This window comes from Methylocucumis oryzae (assembly GCF_000963695.1).
Taxonomy (GTDB): Bacteria; Pseudomonadota; Gammaproteobacteria; order Methylococcales; family Methylomonadaceae; genus Methylovulum; species Methylovulum oryzae.
On the sequence record NZ_LAJX01000190.1, the window covers coordinates 1 to 17,697 of the forward strand.

A 17,697-nucleotide genomic window follows, 5' to 3' on the forward strand; every position below is an offset into this window, starting at 1 on the left:
ACGATACTCGCCAGTTGCGGAACCTATACCCATAATCGCAGCACCCATGCTAGACATGACTGTTTTTACGTCAGCAAAGTCTACGTTAATCAAACCAGGATGGACGATTAATTCAGTAATGCCTTGTACGGCGTCTTTTAACACATCATTAGCGGCTTGAAAGGCTTTCAACAACGAAACATTTTCACCTAACACCGGCAATAGCTTTTGGTTAGGAATCGTGATAAGCGAGTCTACATATTTTTCTAACTCGGCAATACCTTGTAACGCCACATCCATTTTTTTCTTGCCTTCAAACTCAAACGGTTTAGTGACAACGGCTACCGTTAAAATACCCATTTCTTTGGCAATTTCAGCAAACACCGGCACCGCACCAGTACCTGTACCACCTCCCATACCCGCAGTTAAAAACACCATATCGGCGCCTTGCAAAATTTCGCGGATACGGTCTTTGTTTTCTTCAGCCGCACGTCGGCCTATGTCCGGATTCGTACCGGCACCTAAGCCTTTGGTTAAATCATCGCCTAAGCGAATAATTTTATTGACATTGAGTTTTCTTAGCGCTTGTGCATCGGTATTCGCGCAAATAAACTCTACTCCTTCGATATGATTGCCCACCATGTGGTCAACCGCATTACCGCCACCGCCACCGACACCAATGACTTTGATGATGGCAGTCTCGCTATTGGGCTCTACTAATTCATATTTCATCACAACACTACCCCTTAAAAAGCTCAAAAATTACCCTGAAACCAACTTTTAATTTTATTAACCAAGCTGTCGCCATCTGCTTCTACATGCTTACCTAGACCTTGGTGTTCTTTGCCGTACATTAACAACCCAACCCCAGTTGAATGTACTGGATTTTTCACTACTTCTGGCAAGCCAGTCACGTTTTCGGGCCCCCCCATACGAACTGGCATATGAAAAATTTCTTCTGCTAACTCCACTAAACCTTTTACCTTTGAACTACCACCTGTTAAGACAATACCTGCAGCAATCGATTCTTCGTTACCACTACGTCTAATTTCTGCTTGTACTAAGAGCATCAATTCTTCGTAACGAGGCTCGATGATTTCTGCCAAATTCTGCGCTGAAATCTTACGCGGTGCTCTATCACCAATGCTAGGCACTTCAATAATGCCATCAACATTAGCTAACTGTGTTAATGCACAAGCATATTTACGCTTAATATCTTCCGCATTAACAGTCGGTGTACGCAATGCAACGGCAATGTCGTTGGTCACTTGATCGCCTGCTATAGGTATCACCGCCGTATGTTTAATAGCACCGTCAACAAAAATAGCGATGTCAGTCGTACCGCCGCCCATGTCGATTAAACACACGCCTAATTCTTTTTCGTCTTCGGTTAATACCGAATTACACGATGCTAACTGCTCTAAGACAATATCTTCTACCTCTAAACCGCAACGACGAATGCATTTAATGATATTTTGCGAAGCACTAACACTGCCCGTGACCATGTGCACTCGCGCTTCTAAGCGTATGCCCGACATGCCTATGGGTTCTTTAATACCATCTTGCAAATCAATAATAAATTCTTGCGGTAGGATATGCAGAATTTTTTGATCGGCCGGTATTGCAACAGCCCGCGCCGAATCAATCACTCTATCAATATCGTATTGCGTGACTTCTTTGTCTTTTATCGCAACTACGCCGTGCGAATTCAAACTTCTTATATGGCTGCCCGCTATGCCGGCAAAAACCGATTTAATTTGGCAACCTGCCATTAATTCGGCCTCTTCTATTGCTTTTTGTATCGATTGTACGGTCGATTCCAAATTGACAACCACGCCTTTTTTTAAACCGCGCGAGGGTGAAGTACCTAGTCCTATGACTTCTATACCACCTTCATTAGTCAGCTCACCAACAATCGCAGCGACTTTTGATGTGCCTATATCCAAGCCGACGATTAAGTTACGTTCGGTTCTATTTCTAGCCATTCTTGTTTACTCTATGGGTTGCCCAATCAAACTTTATTATCACTCATCTAATCCTGAGGGGGTGTTTGCTCAGGGCTTAAGCCGTTCTGCCAGTCCGGCTGTCTATCCGGTTTCCAAGATACCGCATAACCATTCGGATAACGCAAATCCACGACGGCCATGGCGTCGATTTGCTCTGGTGTTAACACCGTTAGCGATTTTAAAAAGCGCTGCAGTTTTTTTAACTGTTCATCGCGCCCTAATAAAATTTCTAAGCCACTGGTTAGCTTCAGCGTCCATGCCCAGCGTTTGTTGACCGCGAATTCCGCTAACGTCATAGAATGATCGTCTAATGCGGTCACAATGCCTTTCATAATCTCCAATACCTTCATCTGCTGCCCATCCGGGCCCGTCAGTTTAATTAACTCTTGATGCGCCTCTATGGTTTTAGGCTTAAAAATTACGCCTTGCTCTGTCATTAAGCTGTCTTCGCCCCAACGCACATAGGCTTTTTTTTCTGTAACCCTAATGTCTATCGTATCAGGCCATATCCGCTTCACCGTTACTGCTTCAACCCAGGGCATAGCCGCCACTGCATTATGAATCGCTTGCATATCAGCCTCTAAAAAATTGCCTGTTACCGAAGGCAATAAGGCCGCTTTAATTTCCTCTTTAGTAATATATTGAAACACTCCTTCGGTTCGTACGAACTTAATGGGTAATGAGGCAATTTTTATCGGTGCTTTTAATCTACCCGTGGAATAGCCAATTCCAACGACAACAATAAAGGCTAATGCAATGAAAAACAGCTTTCTCACGCTGGACTTTTCCATTACACCAAACTAGTTGCCAATATCCTTAATACTAACTCAGCAAAATCAATGCCTGCTTGCTTAGCGGCCATAGGAACTAAACTATGATCGGTCATACCCGGTACAGTATTAATTTCAATTAACTGGTATTGACCTTGCTCATCAATAAACACATCAACTCTAGCCCAACCTTTTTACGCCTAATGCCTCTGCCGCTTGCACAGCCAGCTTACGCAAACCTTGTTCATCTTGTTCGTTTAAACCAGCAGGACAGTGATATTTCGTCGTTTCCGCAAGATATTTCGCTTCAAAATCATAAAAGCTATGCGGGGTTTCTAAGCGAATAACCGGCAATGCTTCACCTTGTAATAATCCTACGGTGTATTCACAGCCTTTAATCCAGCGCTCGGCATACACATCGCACTTGTATTGTGCAGCATGAGTCCATGCTTGCACCAATTGTTCATAATTGTCAGCTTTGCTAATACCAATGCTAGAACCTTCCAACGCAGGCTTAACAATCAACGGAAAACCTAATTGTTCGGCGCAGTTTGCTAAATCACCTTCATGTGTTATCGCACTCCAATCCGGCGTGCTTAAACCATAGCCACGCCAACACAATTTAGTTCTAAGCTTGTCCATCGCCAAGGCCGATGCCAATACTCCGCTACCGGTATAAGGAAGACTTAAACTCTCCAAAATAGCTTGCACGATACCGTCTTCGCCACCACGACCATGAATGACATTAAATACTCTATCGACGTTTAATTCCTTTAATGAATTGACAAAGTCACCGGTAATATCCACCGCTACAGCATCTACACCTTGTTGTATCAGCGCATCATAGACCGCTTTACCACTTTTCAAAGAAATCGGTCGTTCTGCGGCAGTACCGCCCATTAATACAGCAACACGGCCAAATTGTTCTGGTTTTTTAACCACGCTCACCTACCATACAGACTTCAGTTTGTAATACTACGCCTTGTTGTTGTTTCACTTGCTGTTGCACATAAAAAATCAAATCTTCTATGTCGCTAGCACTCGCACTACCGGTGTTAATAATAAAATTAGCATGCTTAGGCGACACCATTGCCCCGCCTATGACATAGCCTTTTAACCCAGTCTGCTCAATCAATCGAGCGGCAAAATCGCCTGGCGGGTTCTTAAATACCGAACCGCAGCTCGGCTGATTAGTCGGCTGTGTTTGTGCGCGCCGCTCTAATAACGCTTTAATTTTTTGTTGACTCTGTTCGGTGTCTCCAGGCTGTAAGGTTAGCCAAGCCGAGGTAAACCATTCATCGTTTAATCCTTTAACCGTTCTATAACTGATTTCAAACTCATTAACACTGCGCCATTGCGTATGACCTTGTCTATTTAAGGTTTCCACGGCTTGAACAATAGGCCAGGTTTCCCCGCCAAATGCACCGGCATTCATCGCGAGCGCACCGCCCATAGTCCCAGGAATACCGGCTAAAAACTCAGCACCGACCAGACCTTGTTCACCGCAAAAACGCGCAACATGAGCGCATGGCACGCCGGCTTCTACATAAACTACGGTAGGTTCGGTCAAATACATCTCTTTTAACCGATTTTTAGTATTAATCACCGTCCCTCGAATACCACCGTCTCTAATTAACACATTCGAGCCTAAGCCTAACCAAAATAACGGCTCAGCGCTTGGCAGCTGATTAATAAACGCGATTAAATCGTGCTTATGCTCAGGTATAAACAAGCAGTCACAAGGTCCACCGACACGCCAACTGGTATATTTTGCTAGCGGTTCGTCATAAAGCAATCGCCCTAAGGTTGACGTCATTTAGGCCAGGCCTCTTGCAATAACTGCGGTAATTGCGCAGCAAATTGCCCCACCATTGCCCGCCCCCATGGTCATGACCACATCATCAGTACGCAATAAACGGGTTAATAATTCTGGAATTTCTTGCCAATCCTCTGCAAACACCGGATCGACTTTACCCCGTATCCGTATCGCTCGGCTTAATGCACGACTGTCCGCCCCCGGTATTGCGGTTTCTCCTGCCGCATACACATCCAACAAAATTAATACGTCAACACTCGATAAAATATGAACAAAATCTTCAAATAAATCACGCGTTCGGGTATAACGATGCGGTTGAAAAATCAATATATTACGTCTATGAGGCCAAGCCTGGCGTAATGCTTCCAATGTCGCCGCAATCTCCTTAGGATGATGACCATAATCGTCAACCAGCGGTATTTGACCTAATGCTGGTAACTCAATCAGTGTGTGTTGAAAGCGTCGACCCACACCTTTAAATGCAGCAAGACTTGCGCTTATCGCATCATCATCAACCCCTAATTGCGTTGCTACCGTAATAGCCGCTAGTGCATTCAACATGTTATGCCAGCCCGGCAAATTTAGTCGTATGTTAAGTGCAGGATAGTCGCCGCGCCTTAACACGGTAAATTCGGTTTGCATCCCATCTTGAACAATATTCACCGCTCTAACATCAGCGAGTTCCGAAACGCCGTAGGTTTTTACCGGCTTAGAAATCATGGGCAAGACTTCTTTGACGCCATCATCATCAAGACATAACACGGCTAAACCGTAAAAAGGCAAATGGTGTAAAAACTCTAAAAACGTTTCTTTTAAACGTTGATAGCTGTTTTCATAGGTCGCCATGTGGTCTTGGTCTATGTTAGTCACTATCGCAATCATCGGTTGTAAATATAAAAACGACGCATCGCTTTCATCCGCTTCAGCAACCAAATAATGTCCAGCACCCAATTTCGCATTACTACCCGCGCTATTTAATCGACCACCAATTACAAACGTCGGGTCTAAACCACCTTCCGCTAAGATACTTGCCGTTAAACTTGTTGTCGTCGTTTTACCATGAGTGCCCGCAACTGCGACGCCAAAACGAAATCGCATCAATTCAGCCAACATCTCAGCACGCGGAATCACCGGTATACGCTTAACATAAGCTTGTTCTACTTCTGGATTCTGCCTGTCTATAGCACTAGACACCACAACCACATCGGTATCGGCAATATTGTCCGGACTATGACCTAAGACAATATTCACGCCTAAACGCGCTAAACGCTGAGTTACCGAGCTTTCTTTTAGGTCAGAACCGGATACTTGGTAACCCAAATTAGATAATACCTCAGCAATGCCGCACATGCCCGTACCACCAATGCCAACAAAATGAATGCGGCGAACATTACCAAAACCTCTAATATCCTTATTTGGAAAGTTCATACGCCCGCCTCTTCCATGCAAATGGCTGCAACCGTTTCAGTTGCCTGCAAACGAGCACATTGTTTTGCCGCCGCGCTAATGACGGCTAGCTTAGGCAGCATCGTCTTAACCAAATCGGCCAAACTATCGGCTGTTAACGCTTGTTGTTCCAGTACGAAACCCGCCCCTGCAGACACTAAATAGCTGGCATTAGCCCGCTGATGGTCATCAATCGCTCCAGGTAACGGGATAAAAATAGCAGGTACACCTAAAGCGGATACTTCGCTAACCGTCATCGCTCCAGACCGGCATATCATTAAATCAGCCCATTGATACGCACTAACCATATCATCGATAAACGCCTTAACGTCAGCATCGATTTTCCGCGCTCTATACACCTCTGCAACCTGCTCATACATCGCTGAGCCGGTTTGATGCATAATTTTCACCGCAGCTAATTTAGCCATAGCCTCCGGCACAATTTCATTTAACACTTGAGCACCTTGGCTACCACCAACGATTAATACATTCAAAACCGGTTTGTTAAAATCGCGCACCATTAAGGCTGCTTGATTAAACGACTTACGCAAAGGATTGCCAGTACACTCCGCATTAACACTGGCATCAAAACTACTAGGAAATGCTTCTAAACGACGTGATGCTAGCTTAGCAAGCAAACGATTCGTTGTTCCAGGCACACGATTCTGCTCATGAATCACTAGTGGTATGCCTAAAAGCTTTGCCATTAACCCACCCGGTGCGGCGGCAAATCCCCCCATACCGAGTACCACACTAGGTTTGCGCCGTTTTAATGCGACAAACGCTTGTATAAACGCTTGCATTAATTTGAAAACCGCGCTGACTTTTTGCAACACACCTTTACCGCGCAAACCTGCAACAGCCAAATAATCGATTTCAATGCCATATTGTGGAGCAACTCTGCTTTCTAAGCCTTTTGCCGTCCCCAACCAAGTTACCTGCCAGCCTTGCTCACGCATATACTCGGCCACAGCGAGTGCCGGAAATACATGCCCTCCTGTACCTCCGGCCATAATGACAATCCGTTTATTCATGTTTTGCTTTAACTCTCACTCTAGGTTCTGGAATGGTATTGGCTTTAATCTCAACGGCTTCATCATAAACACGACATAGCAAACCCACGGCACAGCACATAATAATCATACTACCGCCACCATAACTCATTAACGGCAGCGTCAAGCCTTTCGTAGGTAAAACTCCCATATTGACACCAATATTAATCAGCGCCTGTAAACCAAACCAAATACCTAAACCGTAAGCCACATAAGACGCATAAAATTGTCCTATACGCTCGGCTGCCTCCGCTATTTTGAATGCTCGCCAGATAAATAACGAAAACAACGCCATCACCGTCAACACGCCCACTAAACCTAATTCTTCCGCAACCACAGAAAGTAAAAAATCCGTATGCGCTTCAGGTAAATAAAACAATTTTTGCACACCATTCCCTAGTCCTACGCCTAATACTTTTCCCATGCCAAACGAAATCAAGGCATTGCCTAATTGATAACCGCTAGTTTTAAAATGCGTCCAAGGATCTAAAAAGCCAACCACGCGCTCCAAGCGATAAGGCGATACAATCACTAACGCTATTCCCGCCGCAGCCACGACACTAAATAAAATACCAAAGTGAACTAAGCGAGCGCCTGCTAAGAACATAAGTGCCATTGCTGTCGCGATAATTACGACGGTTGAACCAAAATCTGGCTCTAATAACAGCAAAACACCGGCAACACCGAGTAGCGCCAATGGTTTTAACAATCCTACGATTGACGTGCGCAACGAATCCGCCCGCCGCGTCACATAACCTGCCATATAAACAACTGAAAAAAACTTTACTAACTCAGATACTTGAATAGAAATACCTAAATTAAGCCAGCGCGTACTCCCATTAACGGTCACACCCACGCCAGGAATTAACACAATCACCAACAAAATCACGCCGAAAAAAAATAACTTGATACCCCATTTTTCCCATTGCTGCATCGGTATTTTGGCAATTAAATACGCCGACGCCATGCCTAACATTAAGTGAGCAAATTGTTTAAATGGATAATTCCAAATATTCGCTAATTGATTTTTACCGATATGAATCGATGAAGACACGACCATAACATAGCCTATCGCGAGTAAACCTAAGCACGCTACCATAAGCAGGCTATCAACATGGAAGCGTCTGGTTACAGGTAGTCGGCTTGGCATCTTCACCTTCGATTACACCAACGCTAATACAGCTTTAGTAAATTTATTGCCGCGATCTTGATAATTTTTGTACTGATCAAGACTCGCGCACGCTGGCGACAATAATACGCTATCGCCTGTCTCAGCTAAGTTAGCCGCTGTTTGTACCGCTTGCACCATGTTATCGACAAAATAAACAGGCACATTTGACGCTTTTAATACTCGCCCAATTAACGGCCCATCTTTACCCATGAGTACCACAGCTTTAGTTTTTTGCTTAATCACCGGCGCTAGTTCATTCATATCCGCGCCCTTCGCATCGCCACCTGCAATTAAAATCACTTTGCGCGCATAGCCTTCTAATGCAGCAATACACGCGCCAATATTCGTAGCCTTTGAATCATTCACCCAAGACACGCCGCGTATCTCGGCTACTTTTTGCATTCTATGTTCTAAGCCTTTAAATTTACGCAAGGACTCACACATTGCTTCCATTGGCAAACCGATGGCTGTGCCTAATGCGAGTGCGGCTAACGCATTCGCCGCATTATGTCGGCCTTCCAAAGGCAACGCCGATAATGGCATTAATGGCGATTGCTCATACATTAAGTATTCACCGCCAGCCTGCTCAGCTATATAAAAATCAGCTTGGGTTTTAATCGAAAACGTATAAGTTTTGCGGTCAAGCTCGTACATAGCGTCAACAATAGCATCGTCAATATTTAACACCATCGCGCCATTGCCCTTAAAAATACGTTGTTTTTGGCGCGCATATTCGGCAACATCTGCATGTCTATCTAAATGGTCAGGCGATACATTTAATACGGTAGCTGCGGTAGCGTTTAAAACTGTCGTGCGCTCTAATTGAAAACTCGACAATTCAATTACATTAATATCGGCGTGTTGCTCAATGAGCTCTAAAGCCGGCACACCTAAATTACCGCCTACAGCAGCACGTAAACCGGCGGCTTTAACCATTTCCCCCACCATAGTCGTCACAGTACTTTTGCCATTGGAACCGGTGATGGCGACAATAGGCCCTGGTACGGAACACGCAAATAAATCAATGTCACTGACGATTTTGGCACCGCCTGCTACCGCTTTAGTAATGGCTTTTTCATTAAGCGACAATCCAGGGCTTACCACTAAATGCGTGGCAACTTGAAAAGCCATCTCATCAAAGCCACCGGTAAACACAGGTGCATCGGGTATTTGTTGAATAAACTGCTCCAGTAACGGCGGTTTATCTCGACTATCAGTTACGGCAAATTTAAACCTAAGTTTATGTAAATAATGAGCAACAGAAATACCTGTGCTGCCTAAACCTACGACTAATACCTTAGAATCGCGAGGATTTAAGCCAAAATGTTGTTGCAATAATTTAATAACCGCATCAGTGTCCATGGTTATCTCAGCTTCAATGTGGCTAGTCCAATCAATACCAAAATCACGGTAATTATCCAAAATCTGACGATAACTCTAGGTTCAGGCCAACCTTTTAATTCAAAATGATGATGGATAGGTGCCATTCTAAACACGCGTTTACCCGTCAGTTTAAACGACGCAACTTGTATAATGACCGACAAGGTCTCCATGACAAAGACGCCCCCCATAATCACTAAAACCAACTCTTGCCTAACCATAACGGCTAACACACCTAAAGCCGCACCCAATGCTAAGGCACCTACGTCGCCCATAAACACCATCGCGGGATAGGTGTTAAACCATAAAAACCCTAAGCCAGCACCAATCAATGCGGCGCAAAAGACAATTAACTCACCCACATGCGGCACATACGGTATCGCTAAATATTGCGCAAAAGCACTATGCCCTGATAAATACGCAAACACGCCTAAACCTGCGGCAACCATAACCGTAGGCATAATCGCTAAGCCATCTAAACCATCGGTTAAGTTAACCGCATTACTCGTACCGACGATGACAAAATACGTTAGCACCACATACATCCACCCCATATTCAGCATCACATCTTTAAAAAAAGGCACGATGAGCTGGGTTTCTACCTGTAATGTAGCCGTGTTGTACAGAAACAACGCTGCCGCCAAACCTATAATAGATTGCGACAGATATTTAGCCTTAGCCGATAAACCGTCGCTGTTACGCTTAATAACTTTTTTATAATCGTCAATAAAACCAATAACGCCATTACCTAAGGTCACCAACAAAACAACCCAGATATAACGATTGCTTAAATCAGCCCATAGTAACGTGCTAACAGAAATGGCAATTAAAATTAACGCGCCACCCATAGTCGGTGTACCCGCTTTTTCGTAATGCGATTGCGGTCCTAATTCACGAATGCTTTGACCAATCTTGTTACCTCTTAACTTTTTTATCATCGCAGGGCCGATGATAAAGCAAATCATTAATGAAGTGAGCACGCCTAAAATCGCTCTAAATGTCAGATAATGAAAAACTCTAAAACCACCGTTAAAGCTCATTAAATAGTCTGCTAAATACAATAACATTGTTGTTATTTCCTAAAATTTTCCACTAAGGCTGCAGCGACATTTTTCCATGCGTTGTGACCTGGAACCTTTTACCAATATCGCCTCATGTCCTCGCACGTCTTGGCTAAGCGCTGTAATTAATTGTTCTTGCTCTTCAAAATACTGTGCGCCTTCACCAAATGCTGTTACTGTATGTTTAGCATTGTTACCCGTAGCATATAATTTTGTTACACCACTCGCTTTTATCATTTGACCTAGCTCAAAATGTATCTGTTCGCTACCCTCACCTAATTCACCAAACGCGCCTAAAGCTAGCCAAGATTCTTTATTGCACAGCGCTAAGACATCCAGCCCAACCTTTAATGACGCAGCATTCGCATTGTAAGTATCATCAATCACAATACTGCCTAAGCGCCCTCGCAATAACTGTAAACGTCCGGTAACCGGCTTAACCGATGCTAAACCTTGCACAATAGCATTAATATCAATATCTAATGCCAGCGCTGCCGCTATTGCAGCAAGAGCATTTAACACATTATGACGCCCGGCTAATTGCAAACAACAATTAACCACACCCGCTTGGGTTACTAAATCAAATGTCGTTATAAATTGCTCGTCGCGTATACTCATCGCTAAATTCTTAGCAGATACATCAGCTAAGCTATTAAGACCAAACGATAGCACGCGTCTTGGTTTTGCAAGTTCTAGCCAAAAAGCAAAAAATGGATCATCCCTGTTTAATATCGCAATACCGTTATCCGCTAAACTGGTAATAATCTCGCCTTTTGCTTTAGCTACGCCCTCCACGCTACCAAAGCCTTCTAAATGCGCAGGGCCAGCGTTATTTAATATCGACACATCGGCTTGGGCAATTTTGCTGGTATAGGCAATTTCGCCAGGATGATTCGCCCCCATTTCAATAACAGCAAACTTATGAACATCTTGCAATCTAAGCAATGTAAGTGGTACACCAATATCATTATTCAAGTTACCTTGAGTGAATAACACCTTATCGGTATCACCGGCTGCTGCCGCCAAAATAGCGGCTGTCATTTCCTTAACAGTTGTTTTACCATTACTCCCCGTGATACCTACCATGCGTATAGGCGCAGCTTGCCGCCATCTGGCCGCTAACTGTGCTAAAGCTAAGCGTGTATCTGCAACCTGTATCAGCGGAATATTTGCACTGACTCCATGATTAACTAAAGCCGCAACAGCTCCAGCACGTTCGGCATCACCGACAAAATCATTACCATCAAACTGTCGCCCTTTTATCGCAATGTAAAGCTGCTCAGGCTTAATCGTCCTTGTATCAATACTAACAGAATGTATTGTTTTATCTTCGCCCAGTAATGCTCCACCAACACAAGCTGCAATTTCACTTAATCGCATGGCCATATTTAAGAAGCGCCCTTCATTATTTTTGGAATAGTCATGCCATCTCTCGTTTGTTATTTAAGGCGGTCAATACCGTTTGCTTATCGCTAAACGGGTAACGTACCCCTTTGATTTCTTGATAATTTTCATGCCCTTTACCCGCCACAACAATACAATCATTCGCCTGTGCATGTTTAATCGCATAACCAATAGCCGAAGCTCTGTCAGGCATAACAACTATCTTGTCCGCATCCGCATCAGACATAATGTCTTGAATAATATCGGCGCTATTTTCATCGCGCGGATTATCATCAGTAATAATGACTCTATCAGCCCAGCGTTCAGCCGCTCTACGCATTAAGGGTCTTTTGCCTTTATCCCGATTACCACCACAACCAAATACAACCCATAACGCTTGCGGGCAATGCTGACGAACTCCTGATAACACCGTCGCTAATGCATCGGGCGTATGCGCATAATCAATAAATACACTAGGGCTATTAGGATAAATATACGCTTCCATTCTGCCCGCTATAGGCTGCAAGCGCGTTAACCGTTGCGTAGCTTGGTCAAAATCGATACCTAACGCTAATAAAACCGCTAACACTAATAACACATTATCAACATTAAACTCGCCATAAAGCGGTAATAAAAATTCCTGTTGCTGAGTTCGCCATGCCACCGTTATCGCAAAGCCTTGGGTTAACGTTTTTACATTCGTTGCAATGACGCTTTCAGCATAATCAACGCGTTTACCATGACGACTAACCCCCCATAATTGGGCATTTTTAGGCGTCATCTCACAGAATTTAGCACTTTCTGCGTCATCTAAATTAACAACAACAAACTCTAGCCCTGGCTTGGTCAATAAGCTCAACTTCGCTTGAATATAGGACTCCATGGTTTGATGATAGTCCAAATGATCGCGCTAATATTAGTAAACACTGCGCCTTTAAATTCAATCCCATCTACCCGGCCTTGCGCCAAACCATGAGAAGACGCCTCCATCGCGACATAGCGTTGATGAGTGGCAACAAAATGGGCTAATACCTGTTGTAAGCTAATCGCATCCGGCGTGGTATTAATGGTTTGTTGCAATGCGCCAAACGTTCCCCAACCCAATGTGCCAATAACGCCACAGTCCTCTAGCAACTGCCCTAAAAACTGACTACATGACGTCTTACCATTGGTTCCGGTAATGCCTATGACCGTTAACGCCTTGGATGGCTGGTGATAAAAACGCGCGGCCAATTGGCCTAAATGTTGAGCTAAATCTTGCACAGCGATAAACACCACTGGAATCGCAAGTGTTTCAACAAAAGCCTCTGAACCATTAGGCTCGTAAATAATTGCCACCGCACCGTTTAAAACCGCTTGCTGTGCATGAGCTAAACCATGTTGGCGACTACCCGATAAAGCAATAAATACATTACCCGGCTTAACTGCTCGGCTATCCAACGCTAAGCCATTTATTTCTATTGATGTTAGGCTGGCTTTATCTGCAACCGAATACCCAACATCTACTAACCAGTCAATGATATTCATCTACACTCAATTAATGCGTTTGTGTTAGCAAAAATCGGCATGGTTTCCAGCTGATCTGGCGCCACATCTAAAATCCTCAGCGCTCCACTCATTACTTTAGAAAACACCGGCGCCGATACTAAACCACCGTAATATTGACCCGCAGATGGCTCATCAATCATAACGACCATCACTAAACGAGGATTTTTGCCGGTGCCATGCCCGCAAAAAAACAGAAAAATATTTTTTCTCAGCATATCCATGCTTACCATTCGCCTTTTTCACCGTACCGGTTTTTCCTGCCACCGTATAACCGTGTACTCTAGCCTCATAAGCCGTGCCGTCTTTGCTTACCACATGTTCCATCATGGCACGTACCCGTTTAGCGGTTGCGGCGGTAAATACTCTTCGCTCAGTATCAATTCCTTGAGTGTCATCGTTTTTAATCAAATTAGCTCTATGCAACATGCCATCGTCCGCTAACGCGGTGTAGGCTTGAGCCAATTGCAACGCAGACACATTAACACCATAACCAAATGACAGCGTGGCACGATCAAATTCACGCATTCTTTTATAATTAATTAAACTGCCTCTTGCTTCACCAGGAAAACCTGTCTTAATCGGTAGACTAAAGCCTAACTTGCGATAAAACTCCCATAAATACAAAGACGACATTTTTAATGCCATCTGACTCACTGCGATATTGCTAGACTTTTTCAAAACTTGTGTTAAATCCATAGTGCCATAGTTATGAACATCCTTAACCGTATGGCTGCCAATATGAAAAACGCCTTGCGTATAAAACACGTCATTGGGCCGTACTAAACCATGATCTAACGAAGCTGCGACAATAAAAGGTTTAACCGTCGAACCTGGCTCAAACACCTCTGTAAATGCCCTATTGCGATAAACCGCTTCTTTTAAATTTTCCCGCGTATTCGGATTGAAAGAAGGCTGATTAACGGCCGCAATAATATCGCCGCTTTTTGCATCTAAAATCACCAACGTGCCTGCTTGAGCTTTATTTGCCGTAACAGCAGCTTCAAGCTCCTTATACGCTAAATACTGAATGCGTTGGTCAATCGTTAACTCTATGCTTTTACCAGATTCTGGTGGTTTTGTGCTCGCCACCTCAGCAATCACCTGACCATGACCATCTTTTAATACCCGCTTACCACCTGGGGTACCCTTCAACTCCTTTTCATAACCCAATTCCAACCCCACCTGCCCTACGCCTTCAATATCAGTAAAACCAACTAAGTGTGCTGATACATCAGCCACCGGATAAAAGCGCTTAAATTCAGTGAGACACTCAATACCTGCTAGCTTTAACTCTTTAATCTGCTGGCTAATAGCGGGGTCTATTTTTTTAGCTAAATACACAAATCGCTTAGGCGGTTGCTCGGCCATTAAGTCGGTTAACTTATGTTTAGGTAAATTCAACATACTGGTTAACTGACGGAGTTTGATAGCTTTCTCTTTATAATAAGCCTGTTTAATCAACTCTAAGTCAGCATCTGCTAATTTTTTAAGCTCCTTATGGTCTTTTCTGTAGTCTTTTTTTTAACTCATCAAGACGACGCTCATCATCTTCCCCTAAGACTTTGGCATCAGCGACTATCGTGCTAACCGGCATACTACCCGCTAACGTGACGCCATTTCTGTCTTTTATCGTGCCACGATAAGCCGGAATCTCAACGTTGTTAATTTGAAAAGTTTCGCCTTTATGTTGATAAAATTCTGTATTAAATATCTGTAAAAAAACTGCCCGACATGTCAATAATCCCATTACCGACATCATCGCGATTAACAAAAAACGTCGTCTACCTGAAAAATCATTTTTAGGTTTAATGTTTTTAGGTAAAAAGCGAAAGTCCAGCATTATTAAGGTTTTAAATAAACTATGTTTTCTCTAATAGGTACAACGAGCTTTAATTTTTCAACGGCTAGCGTTTCGACTCGTTTTTGATCGGCAAACGTTTGTTAACTCCATTTGCATTTGCCCCCATTCCACTTCTGCCTGATTCAACGCCTGCTCTTGAGCTTGTATTTCTATGAATAACAAACGGGAATCATACTTGCTATAAACAACGGCAAGAGCCGATGCGATTAAAACGACAAATAACACTATCAAACAGACAATCTTAAAGTTTTTCATGCGCACTTCTCAGCTACGCGCATGATTGCACTACGGGCGCGAGGATTGCTAGAGATTTCTTGCGCACTCGCTTTAACCGCCTTGCCTATGATTTTTAACTGTCCCTTAGGAATATCCGCTTGTTTAATGGGCAATTTACCAGGATCAAATTTACGACCTGATTCAGCTTTTAAATAACGCTTAACCAGCCTATCTTCTAGTGAATGAAACGCGATAACGACTAATCGCCCACCCGCCGTAAGCGCCGAACTCGCCTGTTGTAAAGCCGTTTCTATCTGTATAAGTTCTTGATTGATTTCAATTCGTATCGCTTGAAAGGTGCGTGTTGCAGGATGTTTATGACGCTCTCGCAAAGGAATCGACTCAGTGACAAGATCAGCTAATTGTTTAGTCGTCGTAATAGGTTGTTGCGCTCGGTACGCAACTATTGCTTTAGCAATTCGACGCGCATAACGCTCTTCACCATATTCAAATAATACTCGGATTATTTCGTGCTCTGTCACCGTAGCCAACCAATCCATTGCCGATTGGCCTGTACTCACATCCATTCGCATATCCAATGGACCGTCACGCATAAAGCTAAACCCTCGGCTTGCCTCATCAAGTTGAGGTGATGACACGCCTAAATCGAACAACACACCGTCTACCTGCCCCCATTTATTGATAGCCGCTAGCTGCTCTTTTAATCCAGAAAAACTGCAATGTTTCAAACTCGTGCGCTGATCGCTAAGGAACGCTACGGCCTCTTCTGAATCTAGTGCTGAACGGTCTCTATCCAAGGCTAGCAAACATCCCTGCTCGGATAAACGCGATAAAATTGCAGAACTATGACCACCTCGACCGAATGTACAATCAACATACATCCCATTAGGTTTAATCGACAGACTTTCAATAACCTGGTCTAGCATGACTGGATAATGTTGCATAACGCTCTCATGCTAAGAATTAAAAGCTTAAATCGCCTAGTTCATCCAGGCCTTCGCTATCACTACCCGCCATAAAGGCTTGCTCACCCGCGCTGTAAACATCTTCACGCCAAATTTCAAATTTATTACCTACGCCGATTAACACGAGTTTTTTGTCCAGTTTTGCCAATTTTCTAAGCTTCTCAGGTATTAACAAACGCCCTTGCGTATCCATCTCGCATTCAGCCGCATTACCAATAAAATACCTTTTAAGTTTTTAATGCCATAGGATTAAACGCAGGTAAATTTGATATTTTTTGTTCGACAACTTCCCATTCAGATAATGGGAATAGCCATAACAAATTGGCTTGCCCTACCCCTTTTTCATCTACGGCAAGAGTAATAATCATTTGCCGCTTACAAAGCGCTTGCAAGCTTTCACGGTAACGTGCCGGAATCGCAATACGTCCTTTTTCATCCAAGCTTATCGAGCTGTAACCACGAAGCATGCCACTCCAAAGGTAATTTTATCCAATTCCCTCCACTTTAATCCATTTTGCACCACTATAAAATTTGAAGCGTGGCTTAGTCAAGCGTCAATTTAATTAATTTCTTGCTTGACAATGACTTAGATAAAAACACAGCATACTTTTATTACATTTACTTTACTCGGTTATGGTATTTTCTTGGTAATCAATAGCTTTGTTACACCCTGTTCGACTTTTAATTAACTGGAACGGGTTAACATGACTGAATCCGTGTAAGGTTATTTTAGACTAAAAAATAACTTAAACGAGAACAGACATATTAGTGGAGGACGTTGATAATCTATATAGTAATTTGATTTATCAACATTTTTGTGGGTACAAGGTTAACAAGCCAATTGAGTGCTGCAAAGTCAACCGTTGTTTAGTGGTTGAGCGGAATGAGACCGCTCATAATTGAATCGGCGAAAGATTCGCCATACTTGCGAAGTAGAGATGTATAACACTATTTATCAGTTTTTAACGTGCTTTTTTATATGTAGCATGGACTATAAATCAGCACTAACTTTTTTCTTATGT

16 protein-coding genes and 3 pseudogenes are annotated in these 17,697 nt (G+C 43.5%); all 19 read right to left on the reverse strand.

The window, feature by feature from the left end; all coding sequences use genetic code 11:
- Window positions 1–711 (reverse strand): cell division protein FtsZ (ftsZ, locus tag VZ94_RS16405; RefSeq protein WP_045780050.1); only part of this gene is annotated, 711 nt, incomplete at its 3' end.
- A gap of 23 nt (window positions 712–734) precedes the next feature.
- On the reverse strand, window positions 735–1,964 hold the full coding sequence (gene ftsA / locus VZ94_RS16410) for a cell division protein FtsA (RefSeq protein ID WP_045780051.1): 1,230 nt from the start codon (window positions 1,962–1,964) through the stop codon (window positions 735–737).
- Between the two features lie 47 nt (window positions 1,965–2,011).
- Complete coding sequence (locus VZ94_RS16415) at window positions 2,012–2,776, reverse strand: cell division protein FtsQ/DivIB (protein WP_045780052.1); 765 nt, start codon at window positions 2,774–2,776, stop codon at window positions 2,012–2,014.
- A pseudogene (locus tag VZ94_RS16420) lies at window positions 2,776–3,655 on the reverse strand (D-alanine--D-alanine ligase). Before VZ94_RS16420 ends, VZ94_RS16415 begins: the two are co-directional and overlap by 1 nt.
- Window positions 3,656–3,689: 34 nt before the next feature.
- Window positions 3,690–4,571 (reverse strand): UDP-N-acetylmuramate dehydrogenase, encoded by an 882-nt coding sequence (gene murB, locus VZ94_RS16425; protein WP_045780053.1) that lies wholly within the window; start codon window positions 4,569–4,571, stop codon window positions 3,690–3,692.
- A pseudogene (gene murC, locus VZ94_RS16430) lies at window positions 4,568–5,999 on the reverse strand (UDP-N-acetylmuramate--L-alanine ligase). The gene murB and the pseudogene murC overlap by 4 nt, the downstream one beginning before the upstream one ends.
- Window positions 5,996–7,051: an undecaprenyldiphospho-muramoylpentapeptide beta-N-acetylglucosaminyltransferase gene (gene murG / locus VZ94_RS16435; protein ID WP_045780055.1), complete on the reverse strand. Its 1,056-nt coding sequence runs from the start codon at window positions 7,049–7,051 to the stop codon at window positions 5,996–5,998. Before murG ends, murC begins: the two are co-directional and overlap by 4 nt.
- A complete protein-coding gene (ftsW, locus tag VZ94_RS16440) occupies window positions 7,044–8,168 on the reverse strand; it encodes a putative lipid II flippase FtsW (RefSeq protein ID WP_239650017.1) in 1,125 nt (374 codons plus the stop codon). Before ftsW ends, murG begins: the two co-directional genes overlap by 8 nt.
- A gap of 63 nt (window positions 8,169–8,231) precedes the next feature.
- The gene (gene murD, locus VZ94_RS16445; protein ID WP_045780057.1) at window positions 8,232–9,602 is read right to left on the reverse strand and encodes a UDP-N-acetylmuramoyl-L-alanine--D-glutamate ligase; all 1,371 of its coding nucleotides are present in this window, start codon (window positions 9,600–9,602) and stop codon (window positions 8,232–8,234) included.
- Window positions 9,603–9,604: 2 nt separating this feature from the next.
- On the reverse strand, window positions 9,605–10,687 hold the full coding sequence (gene mraY, locus VZ94_RS16450) for a phospho-N-acetylmuramoyl-pentapeptide-transferase (protein ID WP_045780058.1): 1,083 nt from the start codon (window positions 10,685–10,687) through the stop codon (window positions 9,605–9,607).
- Between the two features lie 12 nt (window positions 10,688–10,699).
- Window positions 10,700–12,061, reverse strand: a complete 1,362-nt coding sequence (locus tag VZ94_RS16455; RefSeq protein WP_239650018.1) for a UDP-N-acetylmuramoyl-tripeptide--D-alanyl-D-alanine ligase — start codon at window positions 12,059–12,061, stop codon at window positions 10,700–10,702.
- 40 nt (window positions 12,062–12,101) lie between these two features.
- Window positions 12,102–13,591, reverse strand: a pseudogene (locus VZ94_RS32385) (UDP-N-acetylmuramoyl-L-alanyl-D-glutamate--2,6-diaminopimelate ligase).
- Entirely contained in the window at window positions 13,588–13,752 is a 165-nt protein-coding gene (locus tag VZ94_RS29475; protein ID WP_239650019.1) for a hypothetical protein, read from the reverse strand. Before VZ94_RS29475 ends, VZ94_RS32385 begins: the two are co-directional and overlap by 4 nt.
- Complete coding sequence (locus VZ94_RS16465) at window positions 13,745–15,016, reverse strand: peptidoglycan D,D-transpeptidase FtsI family protein (protein ID WP_239650020.1); 1,272 nt, start codon at window positions 15,014–15,016, stop codon at window positions 13,745–13,747. Before VZ94_RS16465 ends, VZ94_RS29475 begins: the two co-directional genes overlap by 8 nt.
- 91 nt (window positions 15,017–15,107) lie before the next feature.
- Entirely contained in the window at window positions 15,108–15,452 is a 345-nt protein-coding gene (locus VZ94_RS16470) for a hypothetical protein (protein WP_045780060.1), read from the reverse strand.
- A 57-nt stretch (window positions 15,453–15,509) separates the two neighbouring features.
- Window positions 15,510–15,728: a cell division protein FtsL gene (gene ftsL, locus VZ94_RS16475; protein ID WP_338040471.1), complete on the reverse strand. Its 219-nt coding sequence runs from the start codon at window positions 15,726–15,728 to the stop codon at window positions 15,510–15,512.
- Entirely contained in the window at window positions 15,725–16,654 is a 930-nt protein-coding gene (gene rsmH, locus VZ94_RS16480; protein WP_045780061.1) for a 16S rRNA (cytosine(1402)-N(4))-methyltransferase RsmH, read from the reverse strand. The genes ftsL and rsmH overlap by 4 nt, the downstream gene beginning before the upstream one ends.
- 19 nt (window positions 16,655–16,673) lie before the next feature.
- Window positions 16,674–16,868: a division/cell wall cluster transcriptional repressor MraZ gene (locus VZ94_RS32390; RefSeq protein WP_338040472.1), complete on the reverse strand. Its 195-nt coding sequence runs from the start codon at window positions 16,866–16,868 to the stop codon at window positions 16,674–16,676.
- 34 nt (window positions 16,869–16,902) lie between these two features.
- Window positions 16,903–17,142 carry an MraZ-related protein gene (locus VZ94_RS32395; RefSeq protein WP_338040473.1) on the reverse strand — a complete coding sequence of 80 codons (240 nt, stop codon included), beginning with the start codon at window positions 17,140–17,142 and terminating at the stop codon, window positions 16,903–16,905.
- Window positions 17,143–17,697: the final 555 nt, after the last annotated feature.